This window comes from Ruegeria sp. BC1 (genome assembly GCF_056539305.1).
The window spans coordinates 97,173-110,445 of the sequence record NZ_JBQFUT010000011.1; the positions used below are offsets into that span (position 1 = coordinate 97,173).

Annotated in this window: 14 protein-coding genes; 12 read left to right on the forward strand and 2 right to left on the reverse strand. The window is 58.3% G+C overall.

Features of this window, described 5'->3' with window-relative positions:
• Positions 1 to 9: 9 nt before the first annotated feature.
• Positions 10 to 462, forward strand: coding sequence for a GAF domain-containing protein (locus ACR0IY_RS19905; protein WP_480676446.1), 453 nt, complete (start codon positions 10 to 12; stop codon positions 460 to 462).
• Positions 463 to 637: 175 nt separating this feature from the next.
• A complete protein-coding gene (locus ACR0IY_RS19910) occupies positions 638 to 997 on the forward strand; it encodes a hypothetical protein (protein ID WP_480676448.1) in 360 nt (119 codons plus the stop codon).
• 11 nt (positions 998 to 1,008) lie between these two features.
• Here the strand turns inward: ACR0IY_RS19910 and ACR0IY_RS19915 are convergent, their stop codons facing one another.
• Positions 1,009 to 1,335, reverse strand: a complete 327-nt coding sequence (locus ACR0IY_RS19915) for a DUF1294 domain-containing protein (RefSeq protein ID WP_480676450.1) — start codon at positions 1,333 to 1,335, stop codon at positions 1,009 to 1,011.
• Between the two features lie 55 nt (positions 1,336 to 1,390).
• Here ACR0IY_RS19915 and ACR0IY_RS19920 point away from each other — a divergent pair, with 55 nt between their 5' ends.
• The 10 genes from ACR0IY_RS19920 to rarD all read left to right on the forward strand — a co-directional run bounded on the left by ACR0IY_RS19920 (position 1,391) and on the right by rarD (position 12,571).
• The gene (locus tag ACR0IY_RS19920) at positions 1,391 to 1,960 is read left to right on the forward strand and encodes a helix-turn-helix domain-containing protein (protein ID WP_480676451.1); all 570 of its coding nucleotides are present in this window, start codon (positions 1,391 to 1,393) and stop codon (positions 1,958 to 1,960) included.
• On the forward strand, positions 1,960 to 2,583 hold the full coding sequence (locus ACR0IY_RS19925) for a LysE family translocator (RefSeq protein WP_480676453.1): 624 nt from the start codon (positions 1,960 to 1,962) through the stop codon (positions 2,581 to 2,583). Before ACR0IY_RS19920 ends, ACR0IY_RS19925 begins: the two co-directional genes overlap by 1 nt.
• 4 nt (positions 2,584 to 2,587) lie before the next feature.
• Entirely contained in the window at positions 2,588 to 2,968 is a 381-nt protein-coding gene (locus tag ACR0IY_RS19930; RefSeq protein ID WP_480676455.1) for a GFA family protein, read from the forward strand.
• 15 nt (positions 2,969 to 2,983) lie between these two features.
• A complete protein-coding gene (locus tag ACR0IY_RS19935; RefSeq protein ID WP_480676457.1) occupies positions 2,984 to 5,434 on the forward strand; it encodes a GcvT family protein in 2,451 nt (816 codons plus the stop codon).
• Positions 5,435 to 5,452: 18 nt separating this feature from the next.
• The gene (locus ACR0IY_RS19940) at positions 5,453 to 5,929 is read left to right on the forward strand and encodes a cupin domain-containing protein (protein WP_480676459.1); all 477 of its coding nucleotides are present in this window, start codon (positions 5,453 to 5,455) and stop codon (positions 5,927 to 5,929) included.
• A 12-nt stretch (positions 5,930 to 5,941) separates the two neighbouring features.
• Positions 5,942 to 6,994, forward strand: a complete 1,053-nt coding sequence (locus ACR0IY_RS19945; RefSeq protein WP_480676461.1) for an alcohol dehydrogenase family protein — start codon at positions 5,942 to 5,944, stop codon at positions 6,992 to 6,994.
• 12 nt (positions 6,995 to 7,006) lie between these two features.
• Positions 7,007 to 7,900 (forward strand): homocysteine S-methyltransferase family protein, encoded by an 894-nt coding sequence (locus ACR0IY_RS19950; RefSeq protein ID WP_480676463.1) that lies wholly within the window; start codon positions 7,007 to 7,009, stop codon positions 7,898 to 7,900.
• Positions 7,901 to 7,910: 10 nt separating this feature from the next.
• A complete protein-coding gene (locus ACR0IY_RS19955) occupies positions 7,911 to 8,885 on the forward strand; it encodes a GlxA family transcriptional regulator (protein ID WP_480676465.1) in 975 nt (324 codons plus the stop codon).
• Between the two features lie 89 nt (positions 8,886 to 8,974).
• On the forward strand, positions 8,975 to 11,428 hold the full coding sequence (locus ACR0IY_RS19960; RefSeq protein WP_480676466.1) for a GcvT family protein: 2,454 nt from the start codon (positions 8,975 to 8,977) through the stop codon (positions 11,426 to 11,428).
• A 237-nt stretch (positions 11,429 to 11,665) separates the two neighbouring features.
• Entirely contained in the window at positions 11,666 to 12,571 is a 906-nt protein-coding gene (gene rarD, locus ACR0IY_RS19965) for an EamA family transporter RarD (RefSeq protein ID WP_480676467.1), read from the forward strand.
• Here rarD and ACR0IY_RS19970 read toward each other — a convergent pair.
• Entirely contained in the window at positions 12,562 to 13,272 is a 711-nt protein-coding gene (locus tag ACR0IY_RS19970; RefSeq protein WP_480676468.1) for an SGNH/GDSL hydrolase family protein, read from the reverse strand. The two genes, rarD and ACR0IY_RS19970, sit on opposite strands and share 10 nt — an antisense overlap.
• Between the last annotated feature and the right edge of the window lies 1 nt (position 13,273).

Sequence of the window (13,273 nt, forward strand, 5' to 3'; positions counted from 1 at the left end):
AGCATGACCATGACAGCCGATTACGACACGCTTGCCAAGACTATCGCCGCCCTGACCGAGGGCGAAACCGACGCGGTTGCCCTGATGGCGACGGTCGCGTGTGAGGTGCACCATGCCGACGACCGTTTTGACTGGACCGGGTTCTATCGAGTCACCGAGCCGGGTTTGTTGAAAATCGGCCCCTATCAGGGCGGGCATGGCTGTTTGGTCATCCCGTTTGAACGTGGCGTGTGCGGCGCCGCCGCGCGGACCGGAGAGGTGCAGCTGGTCCCAGATGTGGATGCGTTTCCGGGCCACATCGCGTGTGCCTCGTCCACGCGGTCGGAATTGGTGCTGCCGGTTAAGGATGCATCGGGCGATGTGATTGCCGTGTTTGATATCGACAGCAACCAGCCGGACGCATTTAATGGCGAAGACGCTGAAAGGCTGGGCGACATTCTTTCAGGTGTGTTCGGGTGCTGAACAAACTACGTGGTAGACTTTGCAGAGAAGTTTCCAACGAGGAGAAATATATCCAAACAGCCAGCGAAGAATGTTTTACTTTAAATGGAGGTTTTCTGTTTCCGCTATCTTTCTGATTGTATTTGCGTTGTTCACGCAGTATTTGGCGGCTCTCTAAAACAAGAAGAATCTCACTATGGAAAATAACATCTCTGACGCAGACGATCTAACCAATGAAACCACGCTGAAAGCCTTAGCCTTTCTGTCTTCGCTTGCGGCAATCGTTTCGGCATTTATCTTGATGGCGAGTTTTGTGTGCTCGAACAGCAGTTCAGTGCCGTATGTCGGCATAGTCTTGATGACGATGGGTTTCGCCGGTCTCGCGGGAAGAGGCGTTATTTGGGTAGAAGGGGCCACAGAGAAAAACAGTTCTGCGGTCAGAATCCTAGTCGCGTCGTTCATCATCGGACTAGCTCTGGCACTGTTTTGCGGGTTGTTCTTTGTCGAGAAAACTTGCGGCTATAGTATTGTGGATTGGGTCATCAACCACGCTTAAGTCGTAGGCAATCATAAACTCGCCACGACGAAAAAAAATGCGGCTGCTTGGGTTGATCCTATCCCAAGCAGTGCCAAAGAAAACCCGCGCTTGCGGGTTTTGTGCCGGAACATCCAACTCCCCAATACAGCTCCAGGACTGCCGCCAAGCGCAGCCAGCCACAATAAGCGGCGTTCTGGGACTCTGCGTTTGCGACGTCGCGCCCGGAACTTATCCCAGGCAAAAACCAACAGAGTCAGGGTGTTGATCACCCAAAGATAGATCACTGCAATCCACATGTCGCAGGAATAACCGGGCACGTTGCCCAGAGTAAATGAAAAAACCCTTGGAAATTTCATGATTCTGCGTCATCGTGAAAAACGAGAGGAAAATTTCACCAGATTCGGAGCGGCCATGAACAGCCAAGCCCCTAACAGCGCGACACTTGGTGCGGATATCCGCGCGCTGCGAAAGGCACGCGGTCTGACGCTGACCGAGATCGCCACACGGCTGAACCGCTCGGTCGGGTGGCTCAGTCAGGTTGAACGGGATATGTCGGACCCCTCGATCTCGGACCTGCGCCAGATTGCACAATGCTTGGGTGTGCCGATGTCGATGCTGTTCGCGCATTCTTCGGTGCCTGCGGTTGAGCAGGGCTATGTCGTACGCGCTGGAACGCGCCGCCCTATGGGTTCAGGTGAGGAAGGATTGATCGAGGAACTACTTTCACCCGATCTGACGGACGACTTCGAAATGGTGCATTCCACCTTTGAGCCTCGATCCGAAATGCAGAAACCGGCCAACCGGCCGACGCAAGAGGTTGGCTACATGATTTCTGGCCGACTGGACCTGACAATAGGCAGCCACCAGTTCACGGTGGGGCCGGGCGACAGTTTCCGCATCAAGCACGAGCCCTATCAATGGGCCAACCCGTATGACGAGCCCGCCGTGGCCGTCTGGGTCATTGCCCCGCCGGTGTACTGATGAGCTTCGAAGCCTGGACCATATTCGCGCTGTTCTGGGTGGTGTTCGTAACCACTCCGGGGCCGAACGCGGTGAATTGCATTTCAAACGGTATGAGCCTGCCGTTTCCCAAAGCGATGCTGGGTGTGCTGGCGATCCTGACACAGGCCAGCGCGTTTCTGATCCTGTCGGCGCTGGGAGTGACGGCGTTGATCGCCGCGTCTCCGACCGGGTTCTTTGTCGCCAAACTGACGGGCGCAGGGTTCCTGGTCTGGGTCGGAGTCCGCGGGTGGATGAACGCCTCGCGGCCGGCCCCGGCCTCGGAGCGGCCTGCGCGGCACGTTTATCTGCACGCGCTGGCAGTGGCGACGATCAACCCCAAAAGTGTGGCCGGATACCTTGCCGCCTTTTCGCAATTCGTGCAGCCCAACGTGCCGATCTGGCAGCAGATGACGGTCATCATGCCAACGGCTTTGGTCATCACGACGCTCAGCTACACCGGGTTTACCCTGTTGGGAGCGGTGATGGGCAAGGCCGCGCTGGGGGCGGTTTTCAACATCTGGGTCCGCCGTGTCATGGCGACCTGCTTCATCATCTACGGCGTGTTGCTGGGGGCTAGCTCTACGCCCGCAGCAAGGGGGTAATCATATGCATACCGGTTCCTGCCTCTGTGGCGCGGTCGCGTTTAACATCGAGGGTGACCTGTCGCCGCCCTCGGCCTGTCATTGCGGCCAGTGCCGCAAGCAATCGGGCCATTTCTGGTCATCGACATCGACCCACCAGGACAATCTGAGTTTCACCGCAAGCGACACGCTCAACTGGTATCGCGCATCGGACATCGCAAGGCGTGGGTTTTGCAGCGCCTGCGGATCGTTCCTTTTCTGGCAGCACAATGATGAGGACACGATTTCAATTTCCATGGGGGCGCTGGACGCGCCAACCGGATTGCACCTCGCCCGGCATATCTTTGTGACCGACAAGGGCGATTACTACGACATCACAGACGATCTGCCCCAACGGGCACAGTAACAGGGATCAAGACCTATGAGTGATTTTCCGACAAAAGCCCGCGTGGTTATCATCGGTGGTGGGGTAGTGGGGGTATCCTCGCTGTACCATCTGGCCAAGAAAGGCTGGACCGATTGCGTTCTGCTGGAAAAGAACGAACTGACCGCAGGGTCGACCTGGCATGCCGCTGGCAACGTGCCGACTTTTTCGACCTCGTGGGCGATCATGAACATGCAGCGCTATTCGACCGAGCTGTATTCGCGTCTGGCCGAAGAAGTCGACTATCCGATGAACTACCACGTCTCGGGTTCAATCCGTCTGGCGCATAGCAAAGAGCGGATGCAGGAATTCGAACGCGCCTGCGCCATGGGCCGTTATCAGGGCATCGAGATGGAGATGTGGACGCCGGAACAAGCCAAGGAGCACTATCCGTTCCTTGAAACGCATGATCTTGAGGGCGTGCTGTTTGATCCGAGTGATGGCGATATTGACCCCGCACAGCTCACGCAGGCGCTGGCCAAGGGCGCGCGCGACATGGGCCAGAAAATACTTCGTTTTTCGCCTGCGACCGGCGTGACGCAGCATGATGATGGTTCCTGGACCGTGCACACCGAAAAGGGAGACATCGCCTGTGACTATGTGGTCAACGCTGCGGGGTACTATGCCCAACGTGTAGGCGAATGGTTCAAGCCTTTTGGCGGCCGTACGGTTCCGGCGATGGTGATGAGCCACCAATATCTGCTGACCGACGAAGTGCCCGAGGTCGAGGCATGGTCCAAGGAAAATGGTGGTAAGAAGCTGCCACTGCTGCGCGACGTGGATATTTCCTACTACCTGCGCCAGGAAAAGAACGGCTTCAACCTCGGCCCGTACGAGCCCAACTGCAAGGGCCACTGGATGACCGAAGATGACCCGATGCCTGAGGATTTCAGCTTCCAGCTGTGGAATGACGATCTGGATCGGATCGAGGACATCGTCACCGACGCGATGGAGCGGGTGCCGCTGATGGCTACCTCGGGTGTTGGTCGCGTGATCAACGGCCCGATCCCATATGCGCCGGACGGTTTGCCACTGATAGGCCCGATGCCGGGTGTGAAAAATGCGTTTGAGGCGCACACCTTTACCTTCGGCATTGCGCAAGGCGGTGGTGCGGGCAAGGTGTTGGCCGAGTGGATCGTCGATGGCCACACCGAATGGGACATGTGGGCCGTCGATCCGCGCCGCTACACCGATTACACTGATCAGGATTACTGCAACCAAAAGGGTCTGGAAGTTTATGGCAACGAATACGCCATGCATTTCCCCCACCACGAATGGCCAGCCGCGCGCGACAAGAAGCTGTCGCCGGTGCATGACAAGGTCAAGGCGCTGGGAGGTGTAATGGGGGCCTATAACGGCTGGGAGCGCGCCAACTGGTTTGCGCAGCCGGGCGATGACATATCGCTGGATGCTACCCATACCTGGGGCCGGTCCGGCCCATGGGAGCAGCGAATTCAAGAAGAATGCGAGGCCGTGCGAGATCATTGTGGCGTGTTAGATTTGCCAGGCTTCTCGCGCTTCATGGTCAAGGGAGAGGGCGCCGCGGAGGCGTTGCGCGGCCTCGCAACCGGTGGGTTGCCGAAGGTCGGTCGGATGAACCTCATCTATGTCTCTGACGACCGTGGCCGCATTCTGACCGAAATGTCCTGCATTCGACTGGGTGAGGACGAGTTCATGATGATCACCGCTGCAACGGCGCAATGGCATGACCGGGACATTCTGGTAAACGCGATGCTCGCTGGTGTCAGCGTTGAGGATGTCACCACCACCCGCGACACGCTGATCGTCACCGGACCCAAATCGCGCGACATTCTGTCGGGTTTGACCGATGCGGACCTGTCCACGGGCTGGCTGACCCATCAGGCGGCGACCGTGGCGGGGCAACCAGCCTATCTGGTGCGCGTTTCGTTTGCCGGGGAGCTGGGTTGGGAAGTCCATGCCCAGAACGAGCACATGCCCGCGATCTATGACGCCATCATCGAGGCCGGTGCCAAGCCGTTTGGGATGTACGCCCTGAACTCGCTGCGCATCGAAAAAGGCTATCGCGCGTGGAAGGGTGATCTGTCGACCGATTATTCGCTGCTTGAAGGCGGGCTCGGGCGGTTCGTCAAGCTGGACAAACCGCAGGACTTCCCCGGAAAGGCTGCGATCCTGAACGAAAAACAGCAAGGGGTGAAAAAGTCCTTTGTCACCCTGACCGTAGAAGCAGGCGATTGCGACGCGCCGTATATGTCCTGCATCTGGCAGAACGGCGAGATTGTGGGCGAGACAACCTCGGGCGCATGGGGCTACCGCATTGGAAAATCCGTCGCGCTGGGCATGATCAAAACCGAGCTAGCAAATCCAGGCACCGAGCTTGAGGTGGAAATCTACGGTCGTAGATGCCGGGCTGTGGTAGAGAAGGATCAGCCGCTCTGGGATCCCGAGAACGAGCGGTTGCGCGCTTAACCTCTTGCGGAGACCGCCATGAGCAAACGATACGCCAAATTGGGACCCGGGGAGGGCCCCAACTATGACTGGGAGAATGACCACACCTTCGTCAAGGTGTCCGGTCAGGACACAGATGGTGCTTACACGCTCATGGAAGATAATCTGAAGGCCAGCTTCGCGCTTGGCCTTCATCGCCATGACAGCCATGCCGAGACGTTCTACTTTCTGGAAGGAGAGGTGGATTTCTACGTCGATGGCGATTGGCATCGCTGCGGGTCTGGCACCACAATGCATGTTCCTCCGGGTGAGCCGCACGCCTGCCGCGTGGCAGGGCAGGCGCCCGCCAAAATGCTCATGATCTTTCAGCCCTCAGGCTTTGATGGTTTTTTGGCGGAACTGGCGACGATGGATGAGGCCGATTTTGCCGACGAAGCTAAGATGGCTGAACTCAACACCCGTAACGATATCATTCCGATGGGTCCCGTTCCGCCGCATCCCGACGATCAGAACTGAAGGCAGCTGAGGATGGCACCACCCAAATTCATGTCCGGCGTCTATCTGACCCGTCATGGCGGGCCAGAGGCGCTGGAATGGCGTGATGACATACCAGTTCCTGTGCCGGGATCAGGGCAGGTTCTGGTTCGGGTTGCCGCCGCAGGGGTGAACAACACTGATATCAATACGCGGGTCGGGTGGTACTCTTCTGAGGTGACGGAAGCCACCGATGATGTCGATCAGGATGTCGAGGCCGGCGGCTGGGGCGGGGCGCTACAGTTCCCGCGCATTCAGGGCGGCGATCTGTGCGGTATCGTAGAGCAGGTCGGACCGGACACCTGGTTTCAGTTGGGCCAACGGGTGACCTGCCCAATAAACCTGCCACGTCCGAGACCAGGCAAAGCAACAGGTTTCATTGCTTTGGGATCGGAGTTGGACGGCGCTTTTGCGCAATATTGCCTGGTTGAGGCGGTTGACCTTTACGACGTAAGTGCCTCGCCCCTGTCAGACGTGGAAATTGCGGCGATCCCCTGCGCATTCGGAACCGCTGAAAACCTGCTGACACGCGCAGGCGTGACCTCGGGACAAAAGGTGCTGATCACTGGGGCGTCTGGCGGGGTTGGTCTGGCGGCGGTTCAACTGGCCGCCCTGCGGGGGGCAACTGTTTGGGGCGTCACAAGCCCCAGCAAGTCAGAGGTGGTCAAAAGTCAGGGTGCCGCAGGTACTTATGACCGCGACGCATCACTGCCGGTGGATACGTTCGACGTTGTGATCGACGTGGTGGGTGGCCCGGCGTGGCCCGGCCTGATCTTGGCGCTGAAGCCTGGTGGGCACTACGCTGTTTCCGGAGCAATAGCTGGCCCCATCGTCCAGGCTGACCTGCGTGACGTGTATCTGCGTGACATCACCATTCATGGCTGCACCCATCAGGGGTTTGAGGTGTTTGGCCGATTGATTGAACTGATTAATGCCGGGCGGATAAGACCCTTGATTTCAAAAGCTTACCCACTGGCTGACATCGCGGCCGCGCAGGCAGATTTTCAATCCAAGGCGTTTCCGGGCAAACTTGTTCTGATTCCCTGAAAAGGTCGAAACATGGCGAATATCACACTATTGGATGGTTCTATCGGGCAAGAGCTGGTCAAGCGCAGCGGTGACCAGCCCACGCCCCTGTGGTCGACCCGTGTAATGATGGATCATCCCGAACTGGTTGGGGACGTTCACGCCGATTATTTCCGGCGGGGGGCGACGATTGCGACAACAAATACCTACGCGGTGCACCGGTCGCGGCTGGTGCGTGAAGGGATCGAAGGCCAACTGCCCGAACTGCTCGACGCCGCCTTGTCGCAGGCGCAACTGGCGCGCGGGACCGGCGGTGGTCGTATTGCCGGAGCGCTTGGTCCTTTGCTGGCCTCGTACCGGCCGGATCTGAACCCAGATGTCGAGGAAGCGGCTGAGAAGTTCGCCGAGCTTGTGGGTATGATGGCAGATCGTGTCGATCTGTTCCTGATTGAAACCGTGTCCTCGGTGCAGGAAGCCGAAGGAGCTTTGCGCGGCACTGCGCAGGGCGGCAAACCGGTTTGGCTGGCGCTGTCCGTAATGGATGGTGATGGCACGCGCTTGCGCGCGGGTGAGGCGCTGTCGGATATCGGCCCGTTGGTGGCACGCTTTGCGCCCGAGGCCGTTCTGATCAACTGCTCGCGCCCCGAAGCTGTACCTGCTGCCTTGGAAATTGTCGCTCAACTGGGGTGCCCGTTTGGGGCCTATGCCAACGGGTTCACCGGGATTACGCAAGAGTTTCTGGAAGACGCGCCCACTGTGGACGCGCTGGAACAGCGTCAGGACCTGGGGCCAGACGCCTATGCCAATCACGCCTTGGCCTGGGTGGCGCAAGGGGCGACCATCGTTGGGGGCTGCTGCGAGGTAGGCCCGGATCACATCGAAACATTGGCTGACCGGCTGCGCGCCGCCGGTCATCAGATCGTCTGAGGAGAAGGTGGTGGGCAAAGTAACTGACAACTCATCCCCGACGACACAATTGCATTTCGACATTCTGGTTGCGCCGGGATATGTGCTGCTTGAACTGGCCTCGCTGGTCGAGGTTCTGCGGCTGGCCAACCGGGTATGCCCAAATCCTCCGTTCACCTATTCCTACCGCTCGTTGAAGGGTGGTCCGGTTCTCAGCAGCAGCGAAGCGATGATCCAGACCGAACTCGTACCGGCGCAGCCCAGGGCGGATTACATGTTTGTTATTGGCAATTCAGACCCGGATCATCCCGACCTTTCACTGGGGCGGGTCGTGACCGATTATACCTTTCGCGGGGCCAAGGTATTTCTGCTGGCCGAAGCCGCCAGCCGTTATATCGATGAACACGGCACCGAGGATATGGCAACCCATTGGGAAAACGCCTCGTTTCTGCGCGAACGCGGAGCGCGATTCGACGCGAAACTGTCCATTGCCACGGAACAGGGCGCGGTGGTGACTTGCGCCGGGATGGAAGCGACAACCGACGTGGCCCTTGCGGTCATCGGACGCCACATCTCGGGTCCGGCGAAGATGACGGTGGCCGATATCATGCTGCATGAAAACATCCGCGATTTTTCATCGATGCAGCCTTTTTCCGGGGCCCAACTGACGGCCACCGGGGATGCTAAGCTGGACCAGTGCATCAAGCTGATGCAGGCCAACATAGAAGACCCCCTTCCGATCAACCAGATCGTCGAATCATTGCACCTTTCGAACCGGTCGCTTGAGCGTAAGTTCAAAACCTTTTTCGGCACGACGCCCAACGGGTTCTACCGCGAGATGCGTTTGGCGAAGGCCAATAACTTGCTGTTGAACACAACGATGAGCGTGCGTGAAATCGGCCTAGCGTGCGGATTCCCCAATGGGTTTTCCTCGGTTTACAAAAGCTTCTTCGGCGTCACGCCATTCGTCATTCGACGGGAAAAACGATCGGCGTCACATAGGTGAAAATCACGGATGCTGTGACGGTTTTCGTGCATTTTCTGTCGGTCTTTCATGGCAGCTTGGCGCAAACCTGACACAGCGGAGATTTCAGGATGGTTGATCTTCCCAACAAGGCCCGAGTGGTCATCATCGGCGGCGGCGTTATCGGATGCTCGGTTGCGTATCACCTGACAAAAAAAGGCTGGAATGACGTTGTGCTGCTTGAACGCAAGCAGTTGACCAGCGGGACTACATGGCATGCCGCTGGCCTGATTGCGCAACTGCGTGCAACGGCGAATATGACCAAACTGGCGAAATACAGTCAGGAACTTTATGGCTCGCTTGAGGAAGAGACCGGTGTGGCCACTGGTTTCAAACGCAACGGCTCGATTACGGTTGCTCTGACCGAAGAGCGCAAGGAAGAGATCTATCGTCAGGCAGCCATGGCCCGCGCCTTTGGTGTCGAGGTCGAAGAGATCTCAAACGAACGCGTACAGGAGCTATACCCGCATCTAAATCTCGAAGGTGTCAAAGGCGCGGTCCACCTGCCGCTGGACGGGCAAGGCGATCCGGCGAACATCGCGTTGGCCCTGGCCAAGGGCGCGCGTCAGCGGGGCGGCATCGTCAAGGAACGCGTGAAAGTCACCGATATCGGCAAGCAGGGCCGCAAGGTCACCGGCGTCGACTGGGTTGCCGACGATGGCAGCGCCTCGGGGCATATCGAATGTGATATGGTCGTGAACTGCGCCGGCATGTGGGGTCACGAGGTTGGCCGCATGGCTGGTGTCAACGTGCCACTGCACGCCTGTGAGCACTTCTATATCGTCACCGAGAATATCGACGGCATGACCCAACTACCGGTGCTGCGGGTGCCGGATGAGTACGCCTATTATAAGGAAGATGCGGGTAAAATCCTGCTGGGCGCATTCGAACCGGAGTCAAAGCCCTGGGCGATGGACGGCATCCCGGAATCGTTCGAGTTCGACCAGCTTCAGGAAGATTTCGACCACTTTGAACCGATCCTGGAAAAAGCCGTCGAGCGTGTGCCGCTGCTGGCCGAGGCCGGTATTCATACTTTCTTCAATGGCCCGGAATCCTTCACACCCGATGACGCCTATCACCTTGGCCTGGCGCCAGAGATGGACAATGTCTGGGTTGCCGCCGGCTTCAACTCGATCGGTATCCAGTCCGCCGGAGGCGCGGGCATGGCGCTGGCTGAGTGGATGGATACAGGCGAAAAACCCTTTGATCTGGGCGACGTGGACGTCAGCCGGATGCAACCGTTCCAAGGCAACAAGCAGTACTTGTTCGAACGCTCGAAAGAAACTTTGGGCCTGCTGTATGCAGACCATTTCCCCTATCGCCAAAAGGCCACCGCACGTGGCGTGCGTCGGACACCGTTCCATCACCATTTGCTGGAACAAGGTGCCGTGATGGGTGAACTGGCCGGTTGGGAGCGTGCCAACTGGTTCGCCAACGAAGGTCAGGAGCGGGAATACCAGTACAGCTGGAAACGCCAGAACTGGTTCGAAAATTCGGCCGCCGAACACCGCGCCGTGCGCGAAAATGTCGGCATGTACGATATGTCTTCTTTCGGCAAAATTCGCGTCGATGGCCCCGATGCCGAAGCGTTTATGAACTACATCGGTGGCGGCGATTATTCAGTGCCGAATGGCAAGATCGTTTATACTCAGTTCCTCAACCGCGCGGGTGGGATTGAGGCGGACGTGACGGTCACCCGCCTGACCGAGACCGCCTATCTGGTCGTGACACCAGCGGCGACCCGTTTGGCGGACCAGACATGGATGCAGCGCCATGCGGGCAACTTCAACGTCGTCATCACCGATGTCACAGCGGGTGAGGGGGTTCTGGCCGTTATGGGACCAAATGCTCGTGCGCTTCTTGAAAAGGTCTCGCACAACGATTTCACCAACGCGACCAACCCGTTTGGCACGGCGCAAGAGATCGAGATCGGAATGGGTCTGGCCCGTGCGCATCGGGTCACCTATGTCGGCGAGCTTGGGTGGGAGATCTATGTCTCCTCGGATATGGCCGGTCACGTCTTCGAAACCCTGCACGAAGCGGGGCAGGATATGGGGCTGAAGCTGTGCGGCATGCATATGATGGACAGCGCCCGGATCGAAAAAGGCTTCCGTCACTTCGGCCACGATATTACCTGTGAGGATCACGTGGTCGATGCGGGTCTGGGCTTTGCAGTCAAGATCGACAAAGGCAGCGATTTCATCGGGCGCGAGGCGGTGATTGCACGCAAGGAAAGCGGGCCCAAGAACCGTCTGGTACAGTTCAAGCTGACCGATGCCGAACCTTTGCTGTTCCACAATGAGCCGATCGTTCGGGATGGTGAATATGTGGGCTATCTCAGCTCGGGTAACTACGGCCATACGCTGGGTGGCGCCATTGGTCTGGGTTACGTGCCCTGCGAAGGCGAAAAAGCCGCTGATGTACTGGCATCGACCTATGAAATCGACGTTTGCGGCGTGAAGGTCAAGGCAGAGGCATCGCTTAGGCCGATGTATGACCCGAAGTCCGAGCGCGTCAAAGTCTGATAGATGACACGGCGTGGGGGCTCTGTCCCCACCCGGTTATTTTTGGTCAGATGAAGCAGGAGATCATTTTTTCATCTGGCCAAAGTATCCCGGATCGCGATGCAAAACCTCATGAAATAATCATGTGCATTCCAGCATGACCTATCAGATATCTTGATGACCTGCTTCACAGTTTTAGCGGTTTCCAACCCGGTCTGAATTACCGTAGAGGAATACGGTATCAATCGGAGACCCACCGTGGCAGAAACCCCCGTACCACCGAATAACGCGGATACGCCAAAAGGATTGGCGCTGGCCGTGACGGCTTATGTTCTATGGGGCTTTCTGCCGCTCTATATGAAGGCCATGGCGCATGTCGGGCCGGTTGAGATTGTTTCGCATCGCATCATCTGGTCAGTCCCCATAGCGGGGCTGCTGCTGGTGGCATTGGGACGCACCCGCGATCTGAAGGCGGCGTTGGCGAATCCCAAAATGCTGGGAATGGCGGCCCTGACGGCTGCATTGATTTCTGTGAATTGGGCTATTTACGTGTGGGCGATTGCCAGCGGCAATGCGCTGGATGCGGCGTTGGGTTATTACATCAACCCGTTGTTCAGCATCGCTTTAGGGGCGATTTTGTTGCGTGAACCGTTGACCAGAACCCAACTGGTGGCCGTGGCGATAGCGGGCCTTGGGGTGCTGGTTCTGATTATTGAGGCTGGAAGCCTGCCCTGGGCCGCGCTGGGGTTGATGGTGACATGGGGATTTTATGCTTTTTTCAAGCGGTCGCTGCCTATCGGGCCTAATCAGGGGTTTCTGCTAGAGGTATTGATCCTGCTGATTCCGGCGCTGGTCTATGTCACTTGGCTGGGTGTGCAGGGAACTGGTCATTTCGGGGTGGGAGTAACGGACACTGCGATGTTGGCTGCAGCCGGGGTGGTGACTGCCGTGCCGCTGCTCGTCTACGCCAACGGTGCCAAGCTGGTCCGCCTTTCGACGATGGGTATTCTGCAATACATCGCGCCCACCATGATATTCATCACAGCCATCACGGTGTTTGGTGAACAGATTGATCGAGGCCGCATGATCGCGTTTCCGTTGATCTGGGCCGCCTTGGTGATCTACTCGATTCCGATGATCCGGCAGATCAGGGCTCAGACCTGACGCAGCAAGCGGGCGGCTTCGTCCGCCCAGAGCGCATAGGCTTTCGGGCTGGGATGATACCCGTCCGGTGCAGCCAGAGCGGGATCTTCCGGCAGGTCCAATGCCAGATGCCTTGCTTGGGGGAAACCTCCGGCGGCTTGTTGCAACGCTTGGTCCAGCCGGGTGGCCTGACGACCCAGGGCCCATGCCAGAGGATGCGGCAACGCCGGAAACAGGTTCATTTGCGGAACGGCTGTGACAATGACACGGCGGCTTCCCAGTTGCCCGGTCAGAAGGTCCAGCAACTGGGTCTGTCGCTGCAAGAAACGCTTCCGCGTTACGCCGCGTGTGACGTCATTCACGCCAAGAGCGGTGATAGCCACATCAAATTGGCCGTTCAGCTGGCGTAGCCGATCAATCGCGTCCTGAGTGGTGTGCCCCGTTGTTGCCTCGAGCCGCCATTCGACCGTGTAATGTATTGCCAGCCGGGCCACGAGTTGCCCGGACAGTGCCTGCGCTTGCGTTCCGGCCCCGACACCCGCGGCAGAACTGTCGCCCGTGATCAGCAGTCGAAGCCGAGGTCCCCGCCCCGAGCGCCCTTCACGCGGGCCACTGGGTTCCGGTAGCAGCCGGACACTGCGGCGGACGGACAAAGCCTGCGCCGCCAGAACCGGCAGCAAAGGCACGCGCAAAACCTGATCCGAGGCAATTGGGGCGGGCATC

Excerpts from the sequence above, each read along its gene's own strand:
- ACR0IY_RS19905 (WP_480676446.1), top strand. The coding sequence starts at position 10 with ATGACAGCCGATTACGACACGCTTGCCAAGACTATCGCCGCCCTGACC.
- ACR0IY_RS19945 (WP_480676461.1), top strand. The coding sequence starts at position 5,942 with ATGGCACCACCCAAATTCATGTCCGGCGTCTATCTGACCCGTCATGGC.
- ACR0IY_RS19950 (WP_480676463.1), top strand. The coding sequence starts at position 7,007 with ATGGCGAATATCACACTATTGGATGGTTCTATCGGGCAAGAGCTGGTC.
- ACR0IY_RS19920 (WP_480676451.1), top strand. The coding sequence starts at position 1,391 with ATGAACAGCCAAGCCCCTAACAGCGCGACACTTGGTGCGGATATCCGC.
- ACR0IY_RS19970 (WP_480676468.1), bottom strand. The coding sequence starts at position 13,272 with ATGCCCGCCCCAATTGCCTCGGATCAGGTTTTGCGCGTGCCTTTGCTG.
- ACR0IY_RS19930 (WP_480676455.1), top strand. The coding sequence starts at position 2,588 with ATGCATACCGGTTCCTGCCTCTGTGGCGCGGTCGCGTTTAACATCGAG.
- ACR0IY_RS19915 (WP_480676450.1), bottom strand. The coding sequence starts at position 1,335 with ATGAAATTTCCAAGGGTTTTTTCATTTACTCTGGGCAACGTGCCCGGT.
- ACR0IY_RS19910 (WP_480676448.1), top strand. The coding sequence starts at position 638 with ATGGAAAATAACATCTCTGACGCAGACGATCTAACCAATGAAACCACG.
- ACR0IY_RS19935 (WP_480676457.1), top strand. The coding sequence starts at position 2,984 with ATGAGTGATTTTCCGACAAAAGCCCGCGTGGTTATCATCGGTGGTGGG.
- ACR0IY_RS19925 (WP_480676453.1), top strand. The coding sequence starts at position 1,960 with ATGAGCTTCGAAGCCTGGACCATATTCGCGCTGTTCTGGGTGGTGTTC.
- ACR0IY_RS19960 (WP_480676466.1), top strand. The coding sequence starts at position 8,975 with ATGGTTGATCTTCCCAACAAGGCCCGAGTGGTCATCATCGGCGGCGGC.
- ACR0IY_RS19940 (WP_480676459.1), top strand. The coding sequence starts at position 5,453 with ATGAGCAAACGATACGCCAAATTGGGACCCGGGGAGGGCCCCAACTAT.